This window comes from Pseudooceanicola sediminis, from assembly GCF_003575965.1.
Taxonomy (GTDB): Bacteria; Pseudomonadota; Alphaproteobacteria; order Rhodobacterales; family Rhodobacteraceae; genus Pseudooceanicola; species Pseudooceanicola sediminis.
The window spans coordinates 55000-80770 of the sequence record NZ_QWJJ01000013.1 but is presented as its reverse complement, the minus strand read 5'-3'; the positions used below and the strand labels follow the sequence as shown (position 1 = coordinate 80770).

At 63.9% G+C, this 25771-nt stretch carries 22 protein-coding genes and 1 tRNA gene; 12 read left to right on the top strand and 11 right to left on the bottom strand.

What is annotated here, in order from left to right:
• The first annotated feature begins 40 nt into the window (after positions 1–40).
• The 9 genes from DL237_RS14750 to DL237_RS14710 all read left to right on the top strand — a co-directional run bounded on the left by DL237_RS14750 (position 41) and on the right by DL237_RS14710 (position 7884).
• On the top strand, positions 41–706 hold the full coding sequence (locus DL237_RS14750; protein WP_119399918.1) for an SDR family NAD(P)-dependent oxidoreductase: 666 nt from the start codon (positions 41–43) through the stop codon (positions 704–706).
• An 85-nt stretch (positions 707–791) separates the two neighbouring features.
• A complete protein-coding gene (aroA, locus tag DL237_RS14745) occupies positions 792–2141 on the top strand; it encodes a 3-phosphoshikimate 1-carboxyvinyltransferase (protein ID WP_119399853.1) in 1350 nt (449 codons plus the stop codon).
• Positions 2142–2252: 111 nt separating this feature from the next.
• The gene (locus DL237_RS14740; RefSeq protein ID WP_119399852.1) at positions 2253–2861 is read left to right on the top strand and encodes a (d)CMP kinase; all 609 of its coding nucleotides are present in this window, start codon (positions 2253–2255) and stop codon (positions 2859–2861) included.
• A 192-nt stretch (positions 2862–3053) separates the two neighbouring features.
• Positions 3054–3683, top strand: coding sequence for a nitroreductase family protein (locus DL237_RS14735; protein ID WP_119399851.1), 630 nt, complete (start codon positions 3054–3056; stop codon positions 3681–3683).
• Between the two features lie 399 nt (positions 3684–4082).
• The gene (gene rpsA, locus DL237_RS14730) at positions 4083–5765 is read left to right on the top strand and encodes a 30S ribosomal protein S1 (protein WP_119399850.1); all 1683 of its coding nucleotides are present in this window, start codon (positions 4083–4085) and stop codon (positions 5763–5765) included.
• A 369-nt stretch (positions 5766–6134) separates the two neighbouring features.
• Positions 6135–6416 (top strand): integration host factor subunit beta, encoded by a 282-nt coding sequence (ihfB, locus tag DL237_RS14725; protein WP_119399849.1) that lies wholly within the window; start codon positions 6135–6137, stop codon positions 6414–6416.
• Between the two features lies 1 nt (position 6417).
• Positions 6418–6759 (top strand): lipopolysaccharide assembly protein LapA domain-containing protein, encoded by a 342-nt coding sequence (locus tag DL237_RS14720; protein ID WP_119399848.1) that lies wholly within the window; start codon positions 6418–6420, stop codon positions 6757–6759.
• Between the two features lie 22 nt (positions 6760–6781).
• The gene (locus DL237_RS14715; protein WP_119399847.1) at positions 6782–7456 is read left to right on the top strand and encodes a phosphoribosylanthranilate isomerase; all 675 of its coding nucleotides are present in this window, start codon (positions 6782–6784) and stop codon (positions 7454–7456) included.
• A gap of 83 nt (positions 7457–7539) precedes the next feature.
• Positions 7540–7884, top strand: a complete 345-nt coding sequence (locus tag DL237_RS14710) for an antibiotic biosynthesis monooxygenase family protein (RefSeq protein ID WP_119399846.1) — start codon at positions 7540–7542, stop codon at positions 7882–7884.
• 66 nt (positions 7885–7950) lie between these two features.
• On the opposite strand, the gene DL237_RS14705 is transcribed toward DL237_RS14710, so the two are convergent.
• The gene (locus tag DL237_RS14705; protein WP_119399845.1) at positions 7951–9591 is read right to left on the bottom strand and encodes a tannase/feruloyl esterase family alpha/beta hydrolase; all 1641 of its coding nucleotides are present in this window, start codon (positions 9589–9591) and stop codon (positions 7951–7953) included.
• A gap of 201 nt (positions 9592–9792) precedes the next feature.
• Here DL237_RS14705 and trpB point away from each other — a divergent pair, with 201 nt between their 5' ends.
• Positions 9793–11031, top strand: coding sequence for a tryptophan synthase subunit beta (trpB, locus tag DL237_RS14700; protein WP_119399844.1), 1239 nt, complete (start codon positions 9793–9795; stop codon positions 11029–11031).
• A 67-nt stretch (positions 11032–11098) separates the two neighbouring features.
• Here the strand turns inward: trpB and DL237_RS14695 are convergent, their stop codons facing one another.
• The 7 genes from DL237_RS14695 to trpA all read right to left on the bottom strand — a co-directional run bounded on the left by DL237_RS14695 (position 11099) and on the right by trpA (position 19194).
• Entirely contained in the window at positions 11099–11485 is a 387-nt protein-coding gene (locus DL237_RS14695) for a DUF2237 family protein (RefSeq protein WP_119399843.1), read from the bottom strand.
• Positions 11486–11663: 178 nt separating this feature from the next.
• The gene (gene pth / locus DL237_RS14690; RefSeq protein ID WP_119399842.1) at positions 11664–12374 is read right to left on the bottom strand and encodes an aminoacyl-tRNA hydrolase; all 711 of its coding nucleotides are present in this window, start codon (positions 12372–12374) and stop codon (positions 11664–11666) included.
• A gap of 140 nt (positions 12375–12514) precedes the next feature.
• Positions 12515–13138: a 50S ribosomal protein L25/general stress protein Ctc gene (locus DL237_RS14685; protein ID WP_119399841.1), complete on the bottom strand. Its 624-nt coding sequence runs from the start codon at positions 13136–13138 to the stop codon at positions 12515–12517.
• A 476-nt stretch (positions 13139–13614) separates the two neighbouring features.
• On the bottom strand, positions 13615–15690 hold the full coding sequence (locus tag DL237_RS14680; protein ID WP_119399840.1) for a methyl-accepting chemotaxis protein: 2076 nt from the start codon (positions 15688–15690) through the stop codon (positions 13615–13617).
• A 177-nt stretch (positions 15691–15867) separates the two neighbouring features.
• On the bottom strand, positions 15868–17034 hold the full coding sequence (locus tag DL237_RS14675) for an alpha-hydroxy acid oxidase (protein ID WP_119399839.1): 1167 nt from the start codon (positions 17032–17034) through the stop codon (positions 15868–15870).
• Between the two features lie 76 nt (positions 17035–17110).
• On the bottom strand, positions 17111–18256 hold the full coding sequence (locus DL237_RS14670; protein ID WP_119399838.1) for a lytic murein transglycosylase: 1146 nt from the start codon (positions 18254–18256) through the stop codon (positions 17111–17113).
• A 146-nt stretch (positions 18257–18402) separates the two neighbouring features.
• A complete protein-coding gene (gene trpA, locus DL237_RS14665) occupies positions 18403–19194 on the bottom strand; it encodes a tryptophan synthase subunit alpha (RefSeq protein ID WP_119399837.1) in 792 nt (263 codons plus the stop codon).
• A 330-nt stretch (positions 19195–19524) separates the two neighbouring features.
• Here trpA and ychF point away from each other — a divergent pair, with 330 nt between their 5' ends.
• A complete protein-coding gene (gene ychF, locus DL237_RS14660) occupies positions 19525–20622 on the top strand; it encodes a redox-regulated ATPase YchF (protein ID WP_119399836.1) in 1098 nt (365 codons plus the stop codon).
• 212 nt (positions 20623–20834) lie between these two features.
• Here ychF and DL237_RS14655 read toward each other — a convergent pair whose 3' ends face one another.
• The gene (locus DL237_RS14655) at positions 20835–21485 is read right to left on the bottom strand and encodes a DUF1236 domain-containing protein (protein WP_119399835.1); all 651 of its coding nucleotides are present in this window, start codon (positions 21483–21485) and stop codon (positions 20835–20837) included.
• Positions 21486–22025: 540 nt separating this feature from the next.
• Between DL237_RS14655 and DL237_RS14650 the strand changes: the two genes are divergently transcribed.
• Positions 22026–22115, top strand: a tRNA-Ser gene (locus DL237_RS14650).
• A gap of 84 nt (positions 22116–22199) precedes the next feature.
• Here the strand turns inward: DL237_RS14650 and DL237_RS14645 are convergent.
• Both DL237_RS14645 and DL237_RS14640 read right to left on the bottom strand, forming a co-directional pair.
• Positions 22200–23996: a metallophosphoesterase family protein gene (locus DL237_RS14645; protein ID WP_119399834.1), complete on the bottom strand. Its 1797-nt coding sequence runs from the start codon at positions 23994–23996 to the stop codon at positions 22200–22202.
• A complete protein-coding gene (locus tag DL237_RS14640; protein ID WP_119399833.1) occupies positions 23996–25345 on the bottom strand; it encodes a nucleotide sugar dehydrogenase in 1350 nt (449 codons plus the stop codon). The genes DL237_RS14645 and DL237_RS14640 overlap by 1 nt, the downstream gene beginning before the upstream one ends.
• Positions 25346–25771: the final 426 nt, after the last annotated feature.

Here is a 25771-nt window from a genome sequence, read left to right as displayed (position 1 = left end):
TGATTTTGATCCGGGGGCTCTGCGGCGGCGTAGCAATGTCATGAAACGAGCATTGATCATCGGGGCGAGTGGCGGGATTGGAGCGGCTGTGGCGATGGCCCTGGACGCGCGGGGTGTGGAGGTCGTCGGAATGTCACGATCCGTCAACGGGCTGGATGTGACGGATGAGGCCAGCGTGGCGGCGCACCTGGGGGCGTTGGAGCCGGGGTTCGACCTGATCCTGTGCGCGACCGGGGCGCTGGAGATTGATGGGGCGCGACCGGAGAAGGCTCTGAGCGCGCTGAGCGGCAAGGCGATGGCCGATCAGTTCGCCGTCAACTGCATCGGGCCGGCGCTGGTGATCAAGCATGGCGTGCGTTTGCTGCCGGCCAGGGGGCGGGCGGTGATGGCGATCTTGTCGGCGCGGGTCGGTTCGATCGGAGACAATCGGTTGGGCGGTTGGTATTCCTACCGGGCGGCGAAGGCGGCAGTGAACCAGGTCGTGCATGGGGCGGCGATCGAGCTGGGCCGCAGCCACGCAGATGCGATCTGCGTGGCGCTGCATCCCGGCACCGTGGCGACGGCGTTCACCGCGAAATACGCAGGGCGCCACCCCACGGTCAGCCCCGATGTGGCGGCGGGGCATTTGCTGGGGGTGATCGAGGGATTGAGCGGTGCGGACAGCGGTGGTTTCCGGGATTGGCGCGGCGATGTCGTGCCCTGGTAGGGCGTGGATTTGGGCGTGACGCTGGGGCGGGGCTGCGCTATCACGCGGACGCTGATCTGTGGCCATTCCCGAGGAGCCTTGCCCGATGTCGACCCATGGAGACCCCGTTCCGCTGACCGCCCGCGCCGCTGGCCCCCTGAGAGGCGAGGCGCATGTGCCGGGCGACAAGTCGATCAGCCACCGTTCGTTGATCCTGGGGGCGCTGGCGATTGGCGAGACCCGGATTTCGGGGTTGCTCGAAGGGCAGGACGTGCTGGATACCGCCAAGGCGATGCGTGCCTTTGGTGCCGTCGTCGAGGATCTGGGCGGCGGAGAGTGGCGTGTGCAGGGTGTCGGGACCGGCGGGTTTGCCGAGCCGGATGGCGTGATCGACTGCGGCAATTCGGGTACCGGTGTGCGGCTGATCATGGGCGCGATGGCGACCTGTCCGATCACGGTGACCTTTACCGGGGATGCCAGCCTGAATGCGCGCCCGATGGCGCGTGTCACGGACCCGCTGGCGTTGTTCGGGGCGCAGACGGTGGGACGTGCAGGCGGACGGTTGCCCATGACGATCGTTGGCGCCGCCGAGCCTGTGCCGGTGACCTATACGGTGCCGGTCCCCTCGGCGCAGGTGAAATCGGCGGTGCTGCTGGCGGGGCTGAACGCACCGGGCAAGACCGTGGTGATCGAGAAGGAGGCGACGCGCGATCATACCGAGCGGATGCTGGCCGGCTTTGGCGCCGAGATCACCGTCGAGCAGACGGAGGAGGGGCGGGTGATCACCTTGACCGGCCATCCGGAGCTTAAGCCGCAGGTGATTGCCGTGCCGCGCGACCCCTCGAGTGCCGCCTTTCCGGTTTGTGCGGCACTGATCGTGCCCGGATCGGATGTGCTGGTGCCCAATATCGGGCTGAACCCGACGCGCGCCGGTCTGTTTGCCACGCTGCGCGAAATGGGCGCGGACCTGACATATGAGAACCCGCGCGAAGAGGGCGGCGAGCCTGTCGCGGACCTGCGGGCGCGCTATTCCCCCGATATGACAGGCGTCGCCGTGCCGCCCGAGCGGGCGGCGAGCATGATTGATGAATATCCCATTCTGTCGGTTGTCGCCGCCAATGCCTCTGGCGTGACGGAGATGCGGGGCGTGCGCGAGCTGCGCGTGAAGGAAAGTGACCGCATCGAGGCGATGGCGACCGGGCTGCTGGCCAATGGTGTCAACGTCGAGGCTGGGGAAGACTGGTGGTCGGTCGAGGGGTGCGGGGCCGGCGGGGTCGAGGGTGGCGCCATGGTCGAGACGCACCTGGATCACCGAATCGCGATGTCGTTTCTTTGCCTTGGAATGGCCGCGAAGGCCGAGGTACAGATCGATGACAGTGGTCCGATCCTGACATCCTTTCCGATATTCGAGAGGCTGATGACGGATTTGGGCGCGGCGCTTGAGCATACGGGATGAGGCGGCGCCCGGCCGGGCGGGCGGCTCGGCTGCCGGGTGGTAGTCGAGCGTCTTAAGTGGCAGGCTAGAGACCTTCGCCGGGCGGAGGCGGAGTGCAGGGAAGGGCAGAACATGAGCTTTACCGTTGCCATCGACGGGCCGGCTGCGGCTGGCAAGGGCACGATCAGCAAGGCGGTGGCCGAACGGTTCGGGCTGGCGCATCTGGACACCGGGCTGCTTTATCGCGCGACAGGGGCCAGGGTGCTGGACGGTCTGAAGCCGCTGGCGGCCGCAGAAACGTTGCAGGCCGACGATCTGAAACGCGATGATCTGCGCACCGGGGACGTGGCGCGGGCCGCCAGCCAGGTCGCGGCGATTCCGGAGGTGCGGGCCGCTCTCGTGGCGTTTCAGCGCGCCTTTGCGCAGCGGCAAGGCGGTGCGGTACTGGACGGGCGGGACATCGGTACGGTGATCTGCCCGGAGGCCGCGGTGAAGCTGTATGTCACGGCGTCGGACAACGTGCGTGCGGATCGCCGTTATCGCGAAATGAAGGCCAGCGGCATGGATGTGACGCCTGAAAGCGTGCTGGCGGATCTGCGCGAACGCGATGCGCGCGATTCGGTTCGCGTCGCGGCGCCGATGAAGCCCGCGGAGGATGCCGTGGTGCTGGACACGTCGTTGATGAGCATTGACGATGCCGTGGCCCGGGCCGTGGCGATCATTCAGGCGGCAATGGGGTGAAGATACTGCGTGTACTGGCGCGCAAGGATTGCGCGCCATCGCGCAGCCGAGCATTTTCTTGGGAAAAAAGTACCATTTTTCAAGTGGTTGGTGTCGCGTTGCGGCGGGGCGCTGGTGGGCCGTGCCGGTTGTAACCTTTTGCGTCATCATCATATCTGGAACCAAAGCAATCCAAATTGATGGACGAAACTGATGTTCCTTGAAAAACTCGACTGGCGTTATGCCACCAAGAAAATGGACCCCTCCAAGCCCGTGGCGGAAGAAACGGTCGCAAAGATCGTGCACGCCGTGCGCATGGCCCCGACATCGAGCGGCGTGCAGCCGTTCGAGCTGTTTGTCGTGCGTAACGCCGAGCTGCGCGAAAAGCTGAAAGACGCGGCCTTCGGGCAGAGCCAACTGACAGACGGGTCGCACCTGCTGGTGTTCGCCGCGTGGGACAATTATTCGGAAGAGCGCATCGACAGCGTGCTGCAGCAGGTCCAGCAGGAGCGCGGCGAAAACGAGGGCATGGTCGCATATTACCAGCGCCTGAAGGAGATGTACCTGCCGCGCAGCCAGCAGGAAAATTTCGAGCATGCCTCGCGTCAGGCTTACATCGCCCTGGGTTTTGCCCTGGCGGCAGCGGCCGAACTGGGGGTCGACAGCACCCCGATGGAGGGCTTTGACCCCGCCAAGTTCGACGATCTGCTGGGCCTGAGCGCGCGCGGCCTGAAATCGGTCGTGATCCTGCCGCTGGGCTATCGCGATGCCGGCAACGACTGGCTGGTCAGCATGAAGAAAGTGCGCAAACCGCAGGAAACCTTCGTGACCGAGATCGCCTGATCGCTTGGGCGGCCCGCGAGGGGGCGCCCGTGGACGAAACGGACAGGGCGGGGGCGCAGGCAAACCCCGCCCCGCTCTGTCGGGTGGTTCAACCGATCGCGCCCTGTGCCGCGGCCCCCGAAAGGGGAGTGACGGGGCCAAAAGCCGCTCTGGCAAGGTGCAGATGCCTTTTGGCCTTGATTTGCGGGCATATGCGGTTTAATCACCCCCGCGTCGACAAGGCGTAAACGCCGCGCAGGAAAAATACGGGCAGGGGTCGGGAATTCTACCGGCCCTGTTTGTTTTGGGGCATTTTGTTTCGCCCACCGGACGCGCGGCAGCTAGAGAGACCAATTTCCAAGACCGGCGGAGACAACCGCTCGGCCAGCAAAAACCAAACGTTAGGAAATCAGAGACCACATGGCTCAGAACACATCGATGGAGGAATTCGAAGCCCTCCTGAACGAAAGCTTCGAAATGGACACACCGGACGAAGGTTCGGTTGTCAAAGGCAAGGTCATCGCGATCGAAGCGGGCCAAGCCATTATCGACGTCGGTTACAAGATGGAAGGCCGCGTCGACCTCAAAGAATTCGCAAATCCTGGTGAAGCGGCTGAAATCGCTGTCGGCGACGAAGTCGAAGTCTTTCTGCGCTCGGCTGAAAACGCCCGTGGCGAAGCTGTCATTTCCCGTGAAATGGCCCGCCGCGAAGAAGCCTGGGATCGCTTGGAAAAAGCCTATGCCGACGACGCGCGTGTCGAAGGTGCAATCTTCGGTCGCGTCAAGGGTGGCTTTACTGTCGACCTCGGCGGTGCCGTTGCGTTCCTGCCCGGCAGCCAGGTCGACGTTCGCCCCGTGCGCGACGCCGGCCCGCTGATGGGTCTGAAACAGCCCTTCCAGATCCTGAAAATGGATCGTCGTCGTGGCAACATCGTTGTGTCCCGTCGTGCCATTCTGGAAGAATCGCGTGCCGAACAGCGTGCCGAAGTCATCGCCAACCTCACCGAAGGTCAGGCTGTCGACGGCGTCGTCAAGAACATCACCGAGTACGGCGCCTTCGTCGACCTGGGCGGTGTGGACGGCCTGCTGCACGTCACCGACATGGCATGGCGCCGTGTGAACCACCCCTCGGAGATCCTGGCGATCGGCGAGACGGTCAAGGTTCAGGTCATCAAGATCAACAAAGAAACCCACCGCATCTCTCTCGGCATGAAACAGCTGCAGGAAGATCCTTGGGATCTGGTTGCCGCCAAGTACCCGCTGGCATCCGTGCACACCGGCCGCGTCACCAACATCACCGATTACGGTGCATTTGTTGAGCTGGAGCCCGGCGTCGAAGGCCTGGTTCACGTTTCTGAAATGTCCTGGACGAAAAAGAACGTGCACCCCGGCAAGATCGTTTCGACAAGCCAGGAAGTCGAAGTCATGGTCCTGGAGATCGACAGCGCGAAACGCCGCGTTTCGCTCGGTCTCAAGCAGACCATGCGCAACCCGTGGGAAGTCTTCTCCGAGACCCACCCCGAGGGCGCGGTTGTCGAGGGCGAAGTCAAGAACATCACCGAATTCGGTCTGTTCGTGGGTCTGCCCGGCGACATCGACGGCATGGTTCACCTGTCCGACCTGTCCTGGGACGAGCGTGGCGAAGATGCCATCCAGAACTACCGCAAGGGCGACATGGTCCAGGCGATGGTTTCGGAAGTCGACATCGAGAAAGAGCGTATCTCGCTTTCGATCAAGAACGTCGGCGGTGACAAGTTCGCCGAAGCCGTTGGCGGCGTGAAGCGCGGTGCCATCATCACCGTGGCCGTCACGGCCATCGAAGATGGCGGCGTCGAAGTGGAATTCGAAGGCATGAAGTCCTTCATCCGCCGCTCCGACCTGTCGCGTGACCGTGCCGAACAGCGCCCTGAGCGCTTCTCGGTCGGTGACAAGGTCGACGTTCGCGTCACCAATGTCGACAGCAAGTCGCGTCGTCTGGGTCTGTCGATCAAGGCACGTGAGATCGCAGAAGAGAAAGAGGCCGTCGAACAGTACGGTTCCTCTGCATCGGGCGCATCGCTGGGCGATATCCTTGGTGCGGCGCTGAAAGGCGACGACGAGTAAGGACGACCTCGACAGTCGAGAGTTTGCAGGCGGCCCCGGAGCAATCCGGGGCCGTTTTGCATGGCGCGTCGTCTCAGACGGCTGCCATGACGACGCGCAGACGTGGCCATTTGGCGGGTGTGGAGCAATGCTGCGCCTGCGAAACCGTTGCGAATCAATTCCTTGGCAGGATGGTCCGCGCGACCTGTCGGCCGGGTCGCCGCAGTGAAAAGCCGCCATTCGGGTCGGCGGATTTGTGTCAGAAGCACAAAAATCAGGGATATTCTGCCGTTCACGCAACAGAGAGGTTGTTCCCGAAAGCCTGCAAAGCCCATATAGTCTTGTGAATTGGTGAGCTTAGAAGACCAGCGCCTGGGGAGACAGAAAACAATGATCCGCTCGGAATTGATCCAGAAAATCGCGGACGAGAACCCGCACCTATATCAGCGCGATGTAGAGCGTATCGTGAATACGATTTTCGAAGAAATCACGGAAGCCATGGCCCGCGGCAATCGCGTCGAGTTGCGCGGGTTTGGCGCGTTCTCGGTCAAACAGCGCGAGTCACGCACAGGACGGAACCCCCGCACGGGCGAAGCCGTTGAAGTGGATGAGAAGCACGTGCCATTCTTCAAGACCGGCAAGCTGCTGCGTGACCGCCTGAACGGGAAGTAACATGAAATACATCCGCTACGCCTTCATGGCCGTGATTGCCATCGTGCTCGTCTCGGTGGCGTTGGCCAACAGAGACCTGATCACGCTGAACCTGCTGCCCGAGGGGCTGGCGGAAATCTTTGGCGTGAACCAGTCGATCAGTCTGCCGCTGTTCGTCGTGATCTTTGCCGGTATCGTAGTCGGCCTGCTGATCGGGTTTTTCTGGGAATGGATGCGAGAGCACAAACATCGCGCCGACGCTCGTCGCAAGGGCCGGGAGGCACATCAGCTTGAACGTGAGGTCAAGCGGTTGAAGGGTGAAAAGCACAAGGGCAAGGACGAGGTTCTGGCGCTGCTCGACTGAGCGCCTGAACCCGCCCTGTACCATGCCTGTCCTGGTTCAACCCAATCGCGCGCCACGCGTTCGCGTCAAGATCTGCGGCCTGAGCCGCCCTGAGGATGTGATCGCCACCGCCGATGCGGGCGCGGTCTATGCCGGGTTCGTCTTTTTCCCGAAATCGCCGCGCAATATCTCGGTTGAGCAGGCGCGAGAACTGGCGATCGACGCCCCCATGGGCCTGGCCAAGGTCGCCCTGATGGTCAACCCGAACGACGCCCTGCTGGACGCGGTGACCGGCGCGGTGCCTTTGGACATGATCCAGCTACATGGCGCGGAAAGCCCCGAGCGGGTGGCGCAGGTCAAGGCCATGACCGGCCTGCCGGTGATGAAGGCGGTCGGTGTGTCGGGTGCGGATGACCTGTCTGTGCTGGATACCTATTGCGAAGTGGCCGATCAGATACTGGTCGATGCCAAGCCGGCGCCGGGCGCGGATCTGCCTGGGGGCAACGGTCTGGCCTTCGACTGGCGCCTGATCGCGGGCCGCCAGTGGAAATGCCCCTGGATGTTGGCGGGCGGGCTGACCCCGGATAACGTGGCCGAGGCGATCCGCCTGACCGGCGCGCAGCAGGTTGATGTTTCCTCCGGCGTGGAAGCGGCACCCGGGCTGAAGGATCCAGCGCGGATTGCGGCCTTTGTCAGCGCGGCGCTGTCACGCCCTTAACCTCGCCATCCCTATCCTGACCTGAGTGATCTGGCGACGCGGGCTCGGCGTATGCCTCTGGTGTGATCAGGGGCGGATGCGGAATGTTCATTGCGGTTATCGGCGGGTTGCGTGTCAGGTCGGCCCTGCGCGCGCCCGAATTCTTTTTTCTGACGATGGGATCGCTGGTACAGGCGCGCCGCGCCGAGGGTGTGCTGCATGCAAGCGTCTTTCCAGCGACCGAGGGGTTCTTTTCGCTGTCGGTATGGGACAGTCCGGCGTCGATGAAGCGCTATGCGCAGTCGGGGGCGCACAAAAGGGCGATGATCCGGTCGGGCCGGGTGGCGGTAGTGTTTCCGTTTCACCATTTCCCCTGCACCGCCATCCCGACGCAGCAGGCGGCGCTGCAAATGTGGCGAGAACGCGAGGCATTGAAAAAGACGCCCTGAAACGGGGGCAATGCCTGCCCGGTGGCACCCGCGCCGGGATCAGCCCGGCGCGGGTGCGATGTTCGTTCAGCTGTCCGAGCAGGTAAAGCTGTCGGCCATCGCCGGATTATCGCCCGTGTAGACGGCGAAAGACGGGTAGGGGCAAAGCGGTCTGCTGGCACCCATGTTCGACGCGGCCTCGTCATTGGCGGTACGTACATGCGCCGTCAAAGCGCCGGGCGCCTTGTCCTGTTCGACCCAATCTATCAGTGCGCCCAGAAGATCCGCCTCGTCAGCGGCATTTCCCCCTGCGCCATGCGGCATTCCGGGGATCGTGTAGAGGCGGGTGAATTCATCTGCTTCGGGCGTATTGGAATGCAGCGTGTCGAACCATTTGATCGTGTCGAGTATGGAAAAGACAGGATCGGCCTGGCCATGAAAGATCAGCAATTTGCCGCCTTCGGCCTGGAACTCGGCCAGGGTGGGGTTGTCCGAATGGGGCGGGGTCATCACCTGCATTGCGCTTTCGGGGAACGCGGCGGTTGTGGCGTTGATGGCATCCGCGCTGGCTTCGAAATCGAAATTCATCAGGTAGTTTTCCAGCGCCTCGGGGGTGCCATCGACGTCGCTGGGCGGGGTGGTGAACACCTGCGCCAGAGATCCCGCGCCCATGACCGCGATGATTGGTTTCTTGCCCCAGGGTGGGATCGGGCTTTCAAGCTTCCAGAACCGCCAGCCGCCGCTGGCGAGGCCCGGATCCCAGGCCCAGTCGGAATAGAGCGCGGTGCCGTCGGCCAGGTGTGGACCCTTGTGGATACGGACCAGTGCCGCCGTCTGCTCCGGCCTCAGGCAATTTTCCTGCATGTCTGCCGTACAGGTCATGCTGTCGGGATCAAAAGCGGCCTGACAGCCCTTCAGGTCAAAGACCATGCCATCCTCAAGCCCGTCCAGGGCGTCGCAGGCCTGGGTAATCTTGTCTGCGGCGACGGCCATGTCCGCCGGGCTAAAGGCCTTGGCCAGCGACGGACCTGCGCTGCGGAACGATTGCACATCCCAGGCGTGTTGCAGGGCGGCGCGTGGCAGGTTGAAGCCAGGATAACCTGCCAGAATGCCATCGAATGCCCCCGGCATCCGTTCGGCAGCGACCATCGCGTGCCGCCCCCCATTCGACGTGCCCGCCCCGTAGCTATAATCGGGCGCATGGCCGTAGTAGGCGGTGGTCAGTTCCAGCGCGGCGGGGTTCAGCATGGCCACGGCACCATAGCCGTACATGCGCCGAGCCTCGAAATCGAAACCGAAGGCGTTGCCTGCCACCAGGCCCGTTTCGGGCCGGGCCGCCCCGTCGTGCCCCGCATCGGAGCTGACCACGGCCATCCCACGCGCCAGCGCGCCGGTGCCATCGGGCAGGTTGGACCACATGCCAAGCGCGGGTTTGACCTCGCCGTCATTGCCGCCGTTGAACTGGTGCATGAAACGCCCGTCCCAGGTGTCTGGCAGGCGCAATTCGAACCGCAACGCGTAGGGTTGGCCATCATCGCCGGTGCGCGCCCCCATTTCGCCGTGCAGGATGCAATGCGCCGGCAGACCATCGCCGGCGGCCTGTGCGCTGGCATCCGTCAGGGTCACGCCTTCGACGGCGATTGTCAGCGCCTCGTCGCAGGTGACGGCCCATGCGGCATGCGTCGTTCCGGCCAGCATGGCACCGGCCAATAGCAAGTTTCTCATCATGTTCTCCTCCCGAGAGGCAGGCCAGATCACCGGACCGGACGAGACCGGCAAAGTAATTGGCACTGCAAATCAGATGCTGGCGTGAAATACATCTCTGGTCAACTATTGCGCGAGTGGGGGCGCGTTGTCGCGCCACGGGACGGCTTGTCCGAACGCTGCAAAAGCCGTAAACCCAGCAGTGATCACAGAGGGAGCGACGCCATGCCTGAAGACCTTTTGAACAGCTTCATGAGCGGCCCGGATGAAAAGGGCCGGTTCGGCCAGTTCGGTGGGCGGTTCGTCAGTGAGACCCTGATGCCGCTGATCCTGGACCTGGAAGCGGAATACGAGAAGGCCAAGACCGACGACACCTTCTGGGCCGAGATGGACGACCTGTGGAAACACTATGTCGGCCGCCCCAGCCCGCTGTATTTCGCACCGCGCATGACCGAACAGTTGGGCGGGGCCAAGATCTATCTCAAGCGGGACGAACTGAACCACACCGGCGCGCACAAGATCAACAACGTGCTGGGGCAGATCATCCTGGCGCGTCGCATGGGCAAGGGGCGCATCATCGCGGAAACAGGCGCGGGCCAGCACGGGGTGGCCACGGCCACCGTCTGTGCCAAGTTCGGGCTGAAATGTGTTGTCTACATGGGGGCGACAGACGTTGAACGCCAGGCGCCCAACGTATTCCGGATGCGCCTGCTGGGGGCCGAGGTTGTGCCGGTGACCAGCGGTCGCGGCACCCTGAAAGACGCAATGAACGACGCGCTGCGCGACTGGGTGACCAACGTTCAGGACACCTTTTATTGCATCGGCACCGTCGCCGGCCCGCACCCCTATCCGGCGATGGTCCGCGATTTCCAGTCGATCATCGGCAAGGAAGTCCGCTGGCAACTGCCCGAGCAGGAAGGCGAGGGCCGTCTGCCCGATACAATCATCGCCGCCATTGGCGGTGGGTCCAATGCCATGGGCCTGTTCTATCCGTTCCTGAACGATCCGGGCGTGCGCGTCATCGGGGTCGAGGCCGGAGGGCATGGCGTGGATGACAAGATGGAGCACTGCGCCAGCCTGACCGGTGGGCGCCCCGGCGTCTTGCATGGCAACCGAACCTACCTGCTACAGGACGACGACGGACAGATCCTTGAGGGGCATTCGATCTCGGCTGGTCTGGATTACCCCGGCATCGGGCCGGAACATTCGTGGCTGCACGACATTGGCAGGGCCGAGTACGTCTCGATCACGGACCGCGAGGCGCTGGAGGCGTTCAAGTTTTCCTGTGCGACCGAAGGCATCATTCCCGCACTGGAACCCTGCCACGCATTGGCACATGTGATGAAGATCGCGCCGGACCTGCCGAAGGACCATATCATCGTGATGAACATGTGTGGGCGCGGCGACAAGGACATCTTTACCGTGGCCAAGCATCTGGGCGTTGAGATCAACACCGGCGGCTGAGGCGCGACGGGGAAACTCAGAAAGGCAGGGCATCGCGCCCTGCCTTTTCTTTCGCGACAACGGTAGGTTACCCCTCGGCGGGGTCCTCTGCATAAAGCTCCAGTACTTCCAGCGGAACGATCTCCAACGCCCGGCGATGGGTCGCTTGCAGACGGACAAGAGGCGCGCAGCCTTCGTCGTGGGCCTGGAGGAAGCGTGCCGCGCACAGGCACCAGCGATCCCCGGCCTTGAGCCCGCGAAACTGGAACTCGGGGTGCGGGGTCGACAGATCGTTCCCGACGTATTTGGAAAAGGCGAGGAATTCGTCTGTCATCACGGCGCAGACGGTGTGGCTGCCGCTGTCCTGAACGCAGGTATTGCAGTGGCCATCGCGGAAAAAACCGGTCAGGGGATCGAGTGACGCCAGTTCCAGCGCGCTCCCCAGAACGTTGATTGCGGGATCTTTGTGAACCAATGCAGCGCTCCTCTGGCTGATCGCGGGGTGAAAAAAGGGCAAGTCCTTTGGCAAGCCTAGCAAATTTAACCGCGCGGGGCGAGATGCCGTGATGTCACGGCCGCGAAACCGGGGCCTGGGCCGTGCGGTTGCGTGTGAAAGCAGCAGCCCCTTGTGCCGGGGCGCGGTGTGACATGGGTTACTTGAACTTGTCTTTCAGCCGCTCGAGGGGGCTGCGGGTATCGCTGGCCTCGGGGGATGTTTCCTGTTTGCGGGCAGGGGCTTGGGCAGGGCGCGGACCGGACCTTGCGTCGGGGGCGGCTGTGCCTCCCGAGCTGCGGGGCGGGTTCACGCGCAACGCTACGGCATTCAGGAACCTGGGACCGTCACCCGCAGCAAGTGCGGCGGCACCGTCCGAGATGCCGCGCATCATGTCGTCCAGCCAATCCTGTTCGGCCTTGGCAAAATCCGACAGGACATAGGCGGCGACGCGATCCTTGTGCCCCGGGTGACCGATGCCGAGACGGACGCGGGCATAGCGTTCGCCGATGTGTTGATGGATCGAACGCAACCCGTTGTGCCCGGCGTGGCCGCCACCCTGTTTCAGGCGGCATTTGGCGGGGGCCAGGTCAAGCTCGTCGTGGAAAACGGTGATCTGCGCGGGCGTCAACTTGTAAAAACGCATCGCCTCGCCAACCGACTGGCCGGACAGGTTCATGAAGGTCATCGGTTTGAGAAGTAATACTTTTTCGCCGCCCAGTGTGCCTTCGGTCAGCTCTGCCTGGAACTTGGATTTCCAGGGGCCGAAACCATGATCGGAGGCAATCCGGTCCAGCGCCATGAAACCGATGTTGTGGCGGTTGGCGGCGTATTTCGCGCCGGGATTACCGAGGCCGACGAAAAGCTGCATGAGACCCTCCTGCTTGGTCATACGGATTTAGCCGACACGCTGGCGCGGGTCCAGCAGATGCAGGGTGTCCCCCGGCAGTCCATAAAAAAACGACCCCCGCGTCGCGGAGGCCGTTCGATAACACCTTGAAAGGCAGCGACTTATTCTTCGCTGGTTTCTTCGGTTGCTTCTTCTTCGTCGTCGGAAGCGCGCAGGCCGGACGGCGCCGTGATGTTCGCAATCACGAAGTCGCGGTCGATGGTCGGCAGGGCGTCTTTCGGCAGGTCGACCTGGCTGATGGTCAGCGTATCACCAATCTGTTTGCCGGCCAGATCAACAGTGATGTGATCGGGAATATCACCAGCAATAACAGACAGTTCAACGTCAGCACGCACAACGGTCAGAACGCCGCCACGCTTCAGGCCGGGGGCCTCGGCGTGGTTGATGAATTCGACGGGGATGTGCAGGTTCACACGGCTGGTACGCTTGAGGCGCATCAGGTCGAGGTGGGTCGGCAGATCCTTGACGACATCGCGCTGAACGCCGCGGCAAATGACGCGGACATCATCGTGACCATCAACCTTGAGGTTGAAGAGGGTCGCGAGAAAGCGCCCTTGTTTCAACTGCTTGAGCAGCGCGTTGAACGGGACTTGAATCGCCAGGGGGGCTTCGTCGCCACCGTAGACAACACCCGGAACCATGCCAGCACGACGTGCTGCGCGAGCGGCGCCCTTGCCTGTCCCCGCACGTTCCTGGGCTACGAAATCAGGAATTTCTCCAGCCATTTGATCTCTCCTAAATGGGGCGGGCATCCTCCAAGGCTGTATGCCCGCGTTAAGTCTCGCGCGTTTAGAGGGATTCTGGGGGGTTGGAAAGAAAAAACAGCAATAAAGTGCGATTTTACCCCATGTGCCGGCCCGCGCGGGCGTATCGCATCGGGCCAAGCCGGGGCCAAGCGGTTCCGCAAACGTGAAGGGTGCGCGCGGCGGGGCGGTGCCTGCGACGGTGCCCGACAGTGGGCGAATCAGCGCCTGACCCAAGTTAACAAGGGAAATGCCGCAAATCGCAACGTCGGTATCCTGACGGTATCTATGCGGCATGTGGGCGGTGCGCGGGAAGGGGCACGGGCCGGGTTAACGCGCCGACCGGTGATGATTGGGCCCGGTGATGCTTGGGGCCGGTGATGATTGGACCCGGCGGTGAATGCGCCCTGCCGTGATTGGACCTGGCCGTGAATGCGCCCGGCCGTGATTGGCGCGCCTCAGGCCGAGGCGCGCATCGGGGCCCGACGGCTGCGGGTGCGCGGATGTGGTGCGCTGGCACCGAAGAACGAGACGGCCTCCTGCACCTCGGCGATGCCGCTGGCGAGGTTCTGGGTCGCGGCATTGGTTTCTTCGGCCATGGCGGCGTTTTCCTGGGTCACCTGGTCGAGCTGGTTCATCGCCATGTTCATTTCGGTGATGCCGTTGGCCTGTTCATGGGCCGAGATCGCGATCTGCGAGACGCTGTCGTGAATATTGCGCACCATGCCGTCGATCGTGGTGATCGACTGCCCCGCCTGTCCGACCAGGTTGACGCCCTTGACCACCTGCGTGGTGGAATCAGAGATCAGCGAGGCAATTTCCTTGGCAGCCTCCGAGGACCGCTGGGCCAGGGCACGGACCTCTTGCGCAACGACGGCGAAACCGCGCCCGGCCTCGCCCGCGCGGGCCGCTTCGACACCGGCATTCAGCGCCAACAGGTTGGTCTGGAAGGCGATGTCGTCGATCACCTTGGTGATCGAGGAAATCTTGCTCGACGATTCCTCGATCTCTTCCATGGCGCTGACTGCATTGCGCACGATGCGCCCGGATTCCTCGGTCTGGGTCTTGGCTTCGTCCGCCTTGTTCTGCGCCACGCTGGCCGTCGCGGCGGCCTGTTTGACGGAGCCGGCCAGTTCGTTCAGCGCGACGGCGGTTTCTTCCAGCGTCGCGGCCTGGGTTTCGGTGCGGCGGGACAGTTCATTCGAGGCGCTGATGATCGCGCCGGTTTCGGTATGGACCTGGGTGGCACGTTCCAGAACGGCCTGCATCGCTTCGTCGACCTTGGTGACGGCGATGTTGAATTTCTGCCTGATGGCGTCCATCTCGCCCAGGTTCTGGTCAAGCCGGACCGAGAGATCGCCATCTGCCAGCTTGTCGAGGCCGGATTGCATCGTGTCGACCGTCAGTTGCAGGGCGGTCGTGTCGATGGCGTACTTGACGACCTTCACCACCTCTCCGGCGGCATTGCGGATGGGGTTGTAGCTGGCGCGGATATAGACGGGTTTTCCACCCTTGCCGATGCGGGTGAAGTTGCCGGAGTGTTCCTTGCCGCTGCGCAGGGTCTTCCAGAACTCGTCATAATCGGGCGAATTCGCGAAATCGCTGGAGACGAACATGCGGTGATGCTTGCCGCGGATTTCTTCGGGCGCGTATCCCATGGCGGCGCAGAAGGTGTCGTTGACAGCCAGGATGTTGCCCTGCGTGTCGAATTCGATCACCGCCTGCACCCTGTTGATCGCGGCAATCTGGCTGGCGGCATCGGCGGCCAGATTCTTGGCATTGGTGATGTCGAAGGCGTATTTGACCACCTTGAACGGGCGCCCTTCGGGATCGAGGAGGGTTTCATACGTCGCCTCGAGCCAGCGGGACTTGCCACGCTTGTCGAGGCGTCGAACCTCGCCCTTTTCCGAGGCGCCCTTGGCCATCCGATCCCAGAACCCCTTGTATTCCGCGCTCGAGGCATCTTCGGGGGGTACCAGCATCCGGTGATGCTTGCCCTGCAGTTCGTCCAGCCGGTATCCCATCGTCTTGAGAAACAGGTCGTTCGCGTCGGTGATATTGCCCTGAAGGTCGAATTCGACAACGGCCATCGTGCGCCTGATCGCGTCGACCTGGCTGCGATTGTCGCGCCGGCGGAAATGGGTGTGAGAGATTTCGCGGGCGATCGAGAGGACGTGTTCGGCGGTCCCGGCGTCGTTGGTGACGGGGGTATAGGTGACGTCGAACCAGATCTCCTCTCCGTCGCTGTTGAGACGGGGGACGATGCGGTTGATCATCTTGCCGGCGGCCATGTCCCGCCAGAGGTTGCGCACCTCGCTGAGATCGTGATCCTTTTCGCGCACCATCATCAGGTAGGGTTTGCCGACGACATCGGCAGGGGTATAGCCGGTCACGCGGCAGAACTGATCGTTCACCTCGCGGATGATGCCCTCCATGTCGTAGCGCACGATGATATGCGACCGGGATACGGCCTGCACTTCGGCGGCGCTGTCGATGCTGGGCGCAGCTGGTCGCCGGGAAAATAGTCTGAGCATATGGTCGCCTCCGATCCGCGTTGGGGCGACACTAGGTCCGGTCACTTTACGCACGGTTAAGCGATAAAATTGACCCTACTTTCCGTCTTGCGACAAAGCCAATGCGTGGAACGGCCCCGCCGGGCGGGGCGGGGCCGCAGAGCGGCAGGCGCCGCACAGCGGCAGTGGCAGGGGCGATCAGTCCCGCCAGGTGCCGGCGAAATCCGCGGGGATCTTGAGAATGTCGCGACCGACATCGCGAATGTCACGCTTGCCGCAGAGCGCCATCGACGTGTCCATTTCCTTGTACAGCACCTGGAGCGCGCGCGTGACGCCATCCTGCCCCATGGCCCCGAGGCCATGCACGAAGGCGCGCCCGATGAAGGTGCCCTTGGCCCCCATGGCAACGGCCTTGAGAATGTCCTGTCCCGAACGGATGCCGCTGTCGAGGTGCACCTCGACATCATCACCGACCGCCTGCAGGATCGGGTCGAGCATCCGGATGGTCGAGAGCGCGCCGTCCAGCTGCCGCCCGCCGTGGTTCGACACCAGGATGGCATCGCAGCCGACCTTGGCGGCCATCGCCGCATCCTCGGGGTCGTTGATGCCCTTGAGGATGACCTTGCCGCCCCACATCTCCTTGATCTGTTCGATCTTCTTCCAGTCGAGCTTGTCGTCGAACTGCTCGTTGGTCCACGACAGCAGCGAGGACGGGTCGGAGATATCCTTGACGTGACCGACGATATTGCCGAAGCCGCGCCGTTTCGTTTGCAGCATCTCGAGCCCCCAGGACCACTTGGTCGCAAGGTCGGCCAGGACGGCGGGGGTGAACTTGGGCGGGGCGGAGAGCCCGTTCTTGAGGTCCTTGTGCCGCTGCCCGAGGATTTGCAGATCCAGCGTGATCACAAGGGCCGAGCATTTGGCATCCTTGGCCCGCTGGATCAGGCGGCGCAGGTAGTCCTGGTCCTTCATCGTGTAGAGCTGGAACCAGAAGGGGGCCGAGGAATTCTCGGCCACGTCCTCGATCGAGCAGATCGACATGGTCGACAGGGTAAAGGGCACGCCGAACTGTTCGGCGGCGCGGGCGGCCTTGATCTCGCCATCCGCGCGCTGCATCCCGGTCAGGCCCACGGGGGCCAGGGCGACGGGCATGGTGACCTTCTGGCCGATCATCTCGGTTTCCAGCGACCGGTCGGACATGTCGACGGCGACGCGCTGGCGCAGGCGGATCTGGTCGAAATCCGAGGTGTTCTCGCGGAAGGTCTGTTCGCTCCACGATCCGCTTTCGCAGTAGTCGTAGAACATCTTGGGCGTGCGGCGTTTGTGCAGGCGCTTGAGATCGTTGATGTTGGTGATGACGGGCATCGCGGCGGTCCCCCGGACTGTGGTTAGGATTTTTTACCAATCCGGGGGGCAGGGGGCAATGCCTGTTTGGCGCGGACTAGAGGCTGGTCAACAGCGCGCGAGAGGGATCGCCGCTGGCGGGCAGGCCCCGGCTGGACTGATAGGCGCTGATCGCCTCGCGGCTTTTCGGGCCGATAACGCCGTCGGTGCCGCCGGTGTCGAACCCCCGTGCCGTCAGGCGCTGTTGCAGGGCGATGCGGTCGTCCTTGGTCAGACCATAGGCATCGGGGGGGAAGCTGGCACGCAGTGGGCCGGCCCCGCCGATGCGGTCGGCCAGGTGCCCGACGCCAATGGCATAGGAATCCGAGTTGTTATAGCGCTTGATGGCGCGGAAATTGCCGGTGACGGCAAAGCGCGGGCCACCCGGCTGCGGCTGGATGATGTCACCGCCGGGCGCGCCATTGCCGACCTCTCCGCCCCAGCGGGCGCCCCGGGTCCAACCGTTGCGGGCGAGGTAAGCGGCGGTCGAGGCCAGCGCATCCGTCGGATCGTCCGACCAGATGTCACGCCGGCCGTCGCCGGTGAAATCCACCGCAAACGACTGGTACGATGTTGGGATGAACTGGGTGTGCCCCATGGCGCCGGCCCAGCTGCCGGTCATGTGATCGGCGTCGATATCGCCGTTCTGAACGATGCGAAGGGCCGCGATCAGCTGTTTTTCGAAAAATGCGCCGCGCCGCCCGTCATAGGCCAGCGTCGAGGTCGACGAGATCACGGGCACATTGCCGCGCCGCTCTCCGTAAAAACTCTCCAGCCCCCAGATCGCGGCGATGATTTCGGCGTCGACGCCGTATTTCGCCTCCAGCGCGGTCAGCGTGCTGCGATGGCGGGCAAAGGCGGCACGGCCCTTGGCGACACGTTCGTCCGACGCGGCGATGGAGAGGTAGTCCTCCAGCGTGCGGGTGAATTCGGTCTGGTTGCGGTCTCGGGTGACAACGCCGGGCAGATAGCCCGCGTGACGGAATGCGCGCGACAGGGTGGCGTCGGAAATCCCCTGCGCCCCGGCGCGGCTGCGAAAGGCGGCGACCCAGGCGGTATAACCCGCATTGGGGACCGGGCGCAGATCGTCCGCCAGCTCTGCCGACGCGTTCGAGCCGCGCATCACGGGGCCGCCGGCGCCGCTGCAGGCCGAGAGGCCAAGGGCGGTCAGCCCAAATCCGAAGGTTCGTCTGGAAAGGTTCATGTGCCGCCTGCTTTCTGGTTCTTGTCGACCCCGCACGCGGCATCTGCCACGGCGCATTTTGCAGCAGGGTGCCAGAAAAGCGACGGCGCGCCAAAGGGATGTTGGCGCGCCACGGGGCAGGGCGAAGGCTCGGCGTGGCTCCGCCGTCAGGCGGAATGCGCGCCGTCGGAAAGGCTTTTGACGAACCCCAGGATCTCGTCCACCGGCTTGCCGGAGGCGATCTGTTCGACAATGGCCGATCCGACGACACAGCCATCGGCGATGCCGGCGATGGCGCGGGCGGTTTCGGGCGTCTTGACGCCGAAACCGACGATGATCGGCAGATCGGTCGACGCCTTGATGCGGCTGACTTCGGGCGCAACGGCGGCGGCATTCGCCTCGGCCGCGCCGGTGATGCCGGTGATCGAGACATAATAGACAAAGCCGGAGGTATTGGTCAGCACCTTGGGCAGGCGCCGGGCATCCGTGGTCGGCGTGGCAAGGCGGATGAAGTTCAGCCCGGCTGCCTGGGCCGGCAGGCACAGCTCGTCGTCCTCTTCGGGGGGCAGGTCGACGACGATCAGCCCGTCGATCCCGGCCTCCTGCGCCTCGGCCAGGAAGGTCTCGACGCCACGGGAATAGATCGGGTTGTAATATCCCATCAGAACGATCGGAGTGGTGTCGTCGTCGGCGCGAAAGACGCGCGCCATCGCCAGGGTCTTGTCCAATGTCATGCCCGCTTCCAGGGCGCGTTGCCCGGCCAGCTGGATGGTCGGGCCATCGGCCATCGGATCGGTGAAGGGCACACCCAGTTCGATCACGTCGACACCCGCGGCAGGAAGGCCCTTCATCACGGCAAGCGACCGCGCCTCGTCCGGGTCGCCGGCCATGATATAGGCGACAAATCCCTTGCGGTTACTTTGCTTCAGCGCGGCGAAAGTGGCGTCGATACGGCTCATGTCCTGTCCCCATGATATTTTCCTCAGGGTTTGGCGGAAAAGGGCTGCGATGGCAATGGTGGAGTAGGCGGGGTCACCAAAGGGGGGCTTTGCCCCCGCGCCTTGCGGCGCTCCCCCAGGGTACTTGACGCCAGATGACAGGGAGACATGGCTCCCCCTGTCATCTGGCTGAAAATACCCCCGCCGGAGGCCCCCGACATCGGTGGACAGGGCAGCCCAGTGGGCAGAGGCGCGGATTTACCATGGAGATATGGGTGCCGCGCATGGTTCGGCTTGCGGTGTGGCCCGCAGCAAACTATGACGCGCGGGATCATTCAAAGGAGCGTCGTCATGGGATTCAAGATGGGCATCGTGGGGCTGCCGAACGTCGGCAAGTCGACACTGTTCAATGCGCTGACCAGGACGGCCGCCGCGCAGGCGGCAAACTTTCCCTTCTGCACCATCGAGCCCAACGTCGGCGAAGTGAACGTGCCGGATGCGCGGCTTGACACCCTGGCCGCAATCGCAGGGTCCAGGCAGATCATTCCGACGCGGATGACCTTTGTCGATATTGCGGGCCTGGTGAAAGGCGCAAGCAAGGGCGAAGGGCTGGGCAACCAGTTTCTGGCCAACATCCGTGAAACGGATGCCATTGCGCATGTGCTGCGGTGTTTCGAGGATGATGACGTCACGCACGTCGAGGGGCGGGTGTCCCCGGTTGCGGATGCCGAGACCATCGAGACCGAATTGATGCTGGCTGACCTCGAGAGTGTCGAGAAGCGACGCGCGGGGCTCGTGCGCAAGCTGAAGGGCAATGACAAGGATGCAGCCCAACAGGATCGCCTTCTGGCCGCTGCGCAGGCTGCACTGGAAGAGGGCAAGCCGGCGCGCACCGTCCAGGTCGATGCCGAGGATCTGCGGGCATGGAAGCTGTTGCAATTGCTGACGGGCAAGCCGGTTCTGTATGTCTGCAACGTGTCCGAGGCGGATGCGGCGACGGGGAATGCGCATTCCGCTGCCGTGGCGGAAATGGCGGCGGCGCAGGGCAATTCGCATGTCATCATCTCGGCGCAGATCGAGGAAGAGATCAGCCAGCTTGAGGATGACGAGGCCGAGATGTTCCTGAGCGAGATGGGGTTGGAGGAGCCCGGGCTGGATCGGCTGATCCGCGCGGGCTATGACCTGCTGCACCTCGAGACCTATTTCACTGTCGGCCCGAAGGAAGCGCGGGCCTGGACGATTCGTCAGGGCACGAGCGCGCCGCAGGCCGCAGGCGTGATCCATGGCGATTTCGAAAAGGGGTTCATTCGCGCCGAGACGATTGCCTATGACGATTTCGTGGCCTGCAAGGGAGAGAGCGGAGCCAAGGAAGCAGGCAAGATGCGCGCCGAGGGCAAGGCCTATACCGTCAAGGACGGCGATGTGCTGCATTTCCTGTTCAACACCTGATCGCGGGATCGAACGGGCTTGGTGCCGGGCCTGACCGGACAGTTGGGTGAGACCCTCGTTCGTGGGGGGGGCACCGTCATCTGGCGGTAGGGCGCGCCGGCCCTGGCCGCCCCGCATACGACCGGTAAAGCACAGGCGATGCCAGACCACTGGCAATGCAAAGGCCCGCCCCCGATGAGGAGGCGGGCCGAGCTTTTTCAAACCGTATCGGTTCAGCGCACGACGTGGATGATGGTGCGGTCCTGGTCGACGATGACAGGCTGGCCGTTGACGTAGGCATAGCTTTCGGGGGTGTCGGGAATATCGGCAAGGGTAACCTCTTGCGGAATGCCCGCGCCGACGACGACTTCACCGTTCAGGTACACCGGCTCGACAGGGTGCTCGGTCACGTAGGTCACGGTTTTCTCAGGCACGGCTGCGGCACCCAGGGCGGTCCCGGCCAGGACGCCAGCTGCAACAGCGGCGGGTCCACCGACCAGCGACATTGCCAGCGCGCCTGCCGTCAGGCCACCGGCGGTTGCCGATGCGGCGCGGTCGTCTTCGTTCACGTCGACCGATTCAACATCGAGGCGCTTGACGTTGTCATAGACGACGACCGGTTCGCTATCGATCGTGGCGGTCAGGTAGGGGCTGTAGGCCCAGCCTTCGGTGCCGTCGTAGGTGACCTTGCACCATTCCAGGCCGGTTGCGCATTGTTCGATTTCGACCGTTTCGTCCCCCGGGATAACGTCGAGGATCTCGGCCATCGGGCCGGGGCCGGCGCGAAGGTTGAGGTCCGTCGTGGCGGTGGCGTTGGTTGCGGCCATCGCGCTGGTTGCAGTCAGGACGGCGGCGGCGCTGAGGCCTACGATCTTGGCATACATCTTTGTATCTCCTGGTCTTTTTTGGATCTTGCCAGGGCTGGCGGCTGCCGCCCCGGGGTCGAACCGGAGTTTCCGAGGGGCGGCCGGCATGGCCTGTCCTCGCTATGAAGGGACAACGGAAGGCGGGGTTGAAACGTTCCTCTGGCTGACTTGGGGTCAGCGGGACCTTGCCGGGACAGGGCGCGGAACCGGCCTTCAAATGCAGGAAATCATAGGTGTTGGCTGCGATCACGCCGTGCTGCAAGATGTTTCAGGAAACGGGGAATTCTCTGTGTGACGCGGTCTGCCCGGTCCGACCGATGGCCTGTCGGGGAGACTTGTTTTCGGAAAGTCTGGCCCTTTTGGAGGAGGTCGCGGGCCTGTCCGGCCCATCGCAATTCAGCGCGCGCCTTTGGAATCCTGTAAAATATCACTGTGAAACGGCGGTCATGGCGTGTTGGAGCGCGATGCGGGAGAGGCCGCGGGGCGCGGAATTCCTTTTGGCAAAATCTGGGCATTTTTCACTTGTTTCTCGGTCTGTCGCCGCATAGACACGCCAACGGAGATGTGGCCGAGTGGTCGAAGGCGCTCCCCTGCTAAGGGAGTAGGCCCGGAAGGGTCTCGTGGGTTCGAATCCCATCGTCTCCGCCACCTTACCTTTTATGTTGATACTTCAGATGCTTGCCGGTTCCGGTTTTTGACCGGGCCGTCCCGGTGCCGCTGTGCGCGTGGGGATCATGGCCGGGGGTGGAGGCGTGACAGGTATCCGGTCAGTCGCAGCAGGAACCAGCAGAAAAACTGGCGTTGCGCCGAGTCATCTGCGGCCGGGGCCGTCGGGGCGAGGGCTGCGAGGGTTTGCAGGACATGCAGTCTTTGCGGGCTGAGGTGGGGCAGAAGCAGAGCCCCCGCCTGGCGCAGTGCATACCAATCGGCAACCAGAATCCCGAGTGGCACGTCCGCAAGATCGGCGGTGGCAGACGTCGGTATCTGGACGGGAACGGAGCGGTCGATGCAGGTGCGCAGGGTCACGGTGGTGCGTGCCGGGCTGAGCATCAGGGCGAGCACTGTTGCCGCCGTGGCATCGGGAAGATCACGCAGGATATCCGCGGGCCAGTGGCGCGGCAGGCGCTGCATCGCGCGTGCGCGCAGTTGCGCAAGGAGCAGATCGCCGTAGCCGTGCGCATTCAGCCCTTGGTCGTCAAGCCCTGGGTGAGGATGCAGCGCCGCCTCGGAGGCGTAGAAGAGCATGAGGTCGGGGGCCAGCGGCTGGGCCGAAAGGCTGACGGTTTCCACCGTCGCCCGGTCGGCCCCGGGCGTGGCCACCACGAAGGCGGGGGGGAAGGACACAAGCGAGGGTACGCAGATATCCGTCAGGTCTGTATCGACGGCAGGGGCGGCCCCGGCGGCAAGCGCGGGCGCCGATGCGCCGGGCCGTTCGGCGCGGGCAGCGGTGGATGGGACCGCTTGCAGGCCATGGGGCGGTCCGCCGCCGTGCACGTGCATGTGGCCACTGAAATGCTGACGCAGGCCGACCTCGGACAGGGTCTGTGCAACAGCTGGCCCGGGGGTGCGCCGCGCAATCGTGGTCTGTCCGAACATGGCGGTTTCGGCGCCGGCAGGATCGCGAAACGGATCCAGGACGGGATAATGGGAAAACGCCATCAGCGATTTTCCGGCTGCCCTTGCGCGGCCGACGACATCACCGATCCAGTCGATCAGAAAGGGTTTCACCCGCAACAGCGCGTTCCAACCCGCCGTACCGGGGTCGGCAAACGCCTTTTTGCGGGTCGGGTCGTGCCGGTTGTTGCGCGGTTCGAACACATTGGCGTCGATCATCAGCAGCCACAATCCGGGCGCCGGTTCGACCAGATAGGAGGCATCCATCAGGCGGTGGCTGATCTGCCCATCGGGGGACCGTGCCGTGTACTGGCGCGCGGCGGGGCTGTCATCGAGGCCGAAGGGGGTTTCCCAATGCAGGTAGCGCGGGTTTCGAAACAGCCCGAATTCGGCCATCGGTGTCAAGCCCGCAGGCTGGCCGGCGCAGAACATGCCGGGGCTGAGGCAAGCGGTATCGGGTTCGGTTGCGGCCAGGTCGGGATCGCTGGTTACCAGCCGGGTGCGGCCTGGCGCGGTGACAAAGCGGGTCGCGTTATGCTTGCCATGCGGGCCAAACACATCGTGGTTGCCGGGCAGGGCGTAGAAGTTCAGCCCCGCCCGGTCGCGCCATGTGCGCAGGCGTGCGGCAAGGCGGCGGGTGGCCAGGATCTGGCCGTCGTCGGTGTAATCGCCCAGCAGGACGACATGACGAATGCCGCGGGCGCTGATTTCGGTCAGGGCGGCGTTCAGGGCGGCAACGCTTTCGTTGAAGGCCCGCGCGCCGGTGCGGGTATCGGCCCAGCTGCGCAGGGTCAGCGGGGCACCGTCCATCAGGAAGGGCGGCCCACCGTAATCGCCGTGGATGTCGTGGAGATGGGCATCGGCAATGACCGCGACGGCGGCTGCTCCGGTCAGCGGGGGCGTGCCACGGGTCATCACGCCTTGACGATGTGGTCGCCGCTGATCCCGAGGCGGGCAAAGACGTTGCGGGTGTCGATGACCAGAGGGGCCCAATCTGCCAGCGCGGCATAGTCCAGGCCATCGTGATCGGTGGCGATCAGCACCGCGTCGTAGCCCGATATCGCGTCCTTGTCCCAGGGTTGCGACCTGCGCCCCTTGAGCGCGCCATAGGCACGGGTCTGGGGGATCTCGCTGACGTAGGGGTCGTGATAGCTGGCCGTGCCGCCGCGTTCCTCGATCAGCTCGATCAGCTTGAGGGAGGGGCTTTCGCGGATGTCGGGGACGTTCTTCTTGTAGGCCAGACCAATCACCAGGATCCGCGACCGGCTGAGCGCGCGACCGCGTTTCTGGTCGAGGGCCAGCGCCAGCCGTTCGACGACATGGCGCGGCATGGCGGAATTGATCTCGCCCGCGAGTTCGATGAAACGGGTGGTCAGGTCGTATTCGCGGGATTTCCAGGTCAGATAGAACGGGTCGATCGGGATGCAGTGACCGCCAAGGCCGGGGCCAGGATAAAAGGGCATGTAGCCGAATGGTTTGGTGCTGGCGGCCTGAATCACCTCCCACACGTCGACGCCCATGGCTTCGTAGATGACCTTGAGTTCGTTCACCAAGGCGATGTTGACGGCGCGAAAGACGTTTTCGGTCAGCTTGACCGCCTCGGCCGTCGCGGTGGAGGAAACGGGCACGACCGTCTTGACCACCGCGCCGTAAAAGGCCTGCATCAGGGCGCCGGCGGCATCGCCATCACCGGCCACGACCTTGGGGATGGTCGAGGTGTCGAAGGCACGATTGCCTGGGTCTTCGCGTTCGGGGGAAAAGCCGAGGAAAAAATCCTCGGCCGAGCGCAGGCCGGTTTCTTCGAGGATGGTCTTGACCGGGCCGTCGGTGGTGCCGGGATAGGTGGTGGATTCCAGTACGATCAGTTGCCCCGGCCGCAGGGTGGCGGCGATATGGGCACAGGTGCGCGACACGAAGGACAGGTCGGGTTCGCGATGCCGCGTCAGGGGGGTCGGCACGCAGATGACGATGACATCGCAGCGCCCGAGGCCGGAAAAGTCGCAACCCGCGCTGAAGCGCCCGGCGTTCGCCTCGGTCGCCAGCTCTTCGTCCGAGACGGCCTCGATATAGCTTTGGCGGGCGTCGATCGCGACGATCTTGCCCGGATCGGTGTCAAAGCCCGCAACGGTAAAACCGGCACGCGCGATGGTCATCGCCAGCGGCAGGCCGACATAGCCGAGGCCGATCACCCCCACCCGGGCGCTGCGAGACCGGATCAGTTCGAGAAGGCCGTCGGCGGCGGGATTGGTGATGCTCGGTTGCATTTATGCTCCGCGGTCAGGGCTGGTAGCCTGGTCCAGATGCGTGGATTCAGGGGGTGTGTCAAGGCCGGGACCCCGCCAGCGTTGCCGCCGTGCTGGTGGTGCGTGGCACGTCGACATGCCGGTCGCCATCCCCCGCACATTTCGGCAGGCGCAGCGGGGCGCGCGCCGTTTTCATTTCTGCGGTCTTTCCGTCGCGCCGGGGAATGGCGGTGCTTTTGCCCGCGCGGGCGGGATGCTATGCACGGCGCGAGCGGGCAGTGGGTGGCCTTTTCGGCCCCGATAGCAGGTGCCGCCGACGTGGCCCGGCAGATCACCCCGCGATGAGACGGACGGGATGGGAATTGGACAGGACGGGATGCCAGGCAGGCGCGGATCTATGAGGCCGAGAGGCGCCGTTGGCAGGCCCTTGGCCGCCCAGCAGGACGT

Coding starts and splice junctions, on each gene's coding strand:
- DL237_RS14750 (WP_119399918.1), top strand. CDS start 41: ATGAAACGAGCATTGATCATCGGGGCGAGTGGCGGGATTGGAGCGGCT.
- aroA (WP_119399853.1), top strand. CDS start 792: ATGTCGACCCATGGAGACCCCGTTCCGCTGACCGCCCGCGCCGCTGGC.
- DL237_RS14740 (WP_119399852.1), top strand. CDS start 2,253: ATGAGCTTTACCGTTGCCATCGACGGGCCGGCTGCGGCTGGCAAGGGC.
- DL237_RS14735 (WP_119399851.1), top strand. CDS start 3,054: ATGTTCCTTGAAAAACTCGACTGGCGTTATGCCACCAAGAAAATGGAC.
- rpsA (WP_119399850.1), top strand. CDS start 4,083: ATGGCTCAGAACACATCGATGGAGGAATTCGAAGCCCTCCTGAACGAA.
- ihfB (WP_119399849.1), top strand. CDS start 6,135: ATGATCCGCTCGGAATTGATCCAGAAAATCGCGGACGAGAACCCGCAC.
- DL237_RS14720 (WP_119399848.1), top strand. CDS start 6,418: ATGAAATACATCCGCTACGCCTTCATGGCCGTGATTGCCATCGTGCTC.
- DL237_RS14715 (WP_119399847.1), top strand. CDS start 6,782: ATGCCTGTCCTGGTTCAACCCAATCGCGCGCCACGCGTTCGCGTCAAG.
- DL237_RS14710 (WP_119399846.1), top strand. CDS start 7,540: ATGTTCATTGCGGTTATCGGCGGGTTGCGTGTCAGGTCGGCCCTGCGC.
- DL237_RS14705 (WP_119399845.1), bottom strand. CDS start 9,591: ATGATGAGAAACTTGCTATTGGCCGGTGCCATGCTGGCCGGAACGACG.
- trpB (WP_119399844.1), top strand. CDS start 9,793: ATGCCTGAAGACCTTTTGAACAGCTTCATGAGCGGCCCGGATGAAAAG.
- pth (WP_119399842.1), bottom strand. CDS start 12,374: ATGCAGCTTTTCGTCGGCCTCGGTAATCCCGGCGCGAAATACGCCGCC.
- DL237_RS14685 (WP_119399841.1), bottom strand. CDS start 13,138: ATGGCTGGAGAAATTCCTGATTTCGTAGCCCAGGAACGTGCGGGGACA.
- DL237_RS14680 (WP_119399840.1), bottom strand. CDS start 15,690: ATGCTCAGACTATTTTCCCGGCGACCAGCTGCGCCCAGCATCGACAGC.
- DL237_RS14675 (WP_119399839.1), bottom strand. CDS start 17,034: ATGCCCGTCATCACCAACATCAACGATCTCAAGCGCCTGCACAAACGC.
- DL237_RS14670 (WP_119399838.1), bottom strand. CDS start 18,256: ATGAACCTTTCCAGACGAACCTTCGGATTTGGGCTGACCGCCCTTGGC.
- trpA (WP_119399837.1), bottom strand. CDS start 19,194: ATGAGCCGTATCGACGCCACTTTCGCCGCGCTGAAGCAAAGTAACCGC.
- ychF (WP_119399836.1), top strand. CDS start 19,525: ATGGGATTCAAGATGGGCATCGTGGGGCTGCCGAACGTCGGCAAGTCG.
- DL237_RS14655 (WP_119399835.1), bottom strand. CDS start 21,485: ATGTATGCCAAGATCGTAGGCCTCAGCGCCGCCGCCGTCCTGACTGCA.
- DL237_RS14645 (WP_119399834.1), bottom strand. CDS start 23,996: ATGACCCGTGGCACGCCCCCGCTGACCGGAGCAGCCGCCGTCGCGGTC.
- DL237_RS14640 (WP_119399833.1), bottom strand. CDS start 25,345: ATGCAACCGAGCATCACCAATCCCGCCGCCGACGGCCTTCTCGAACTG.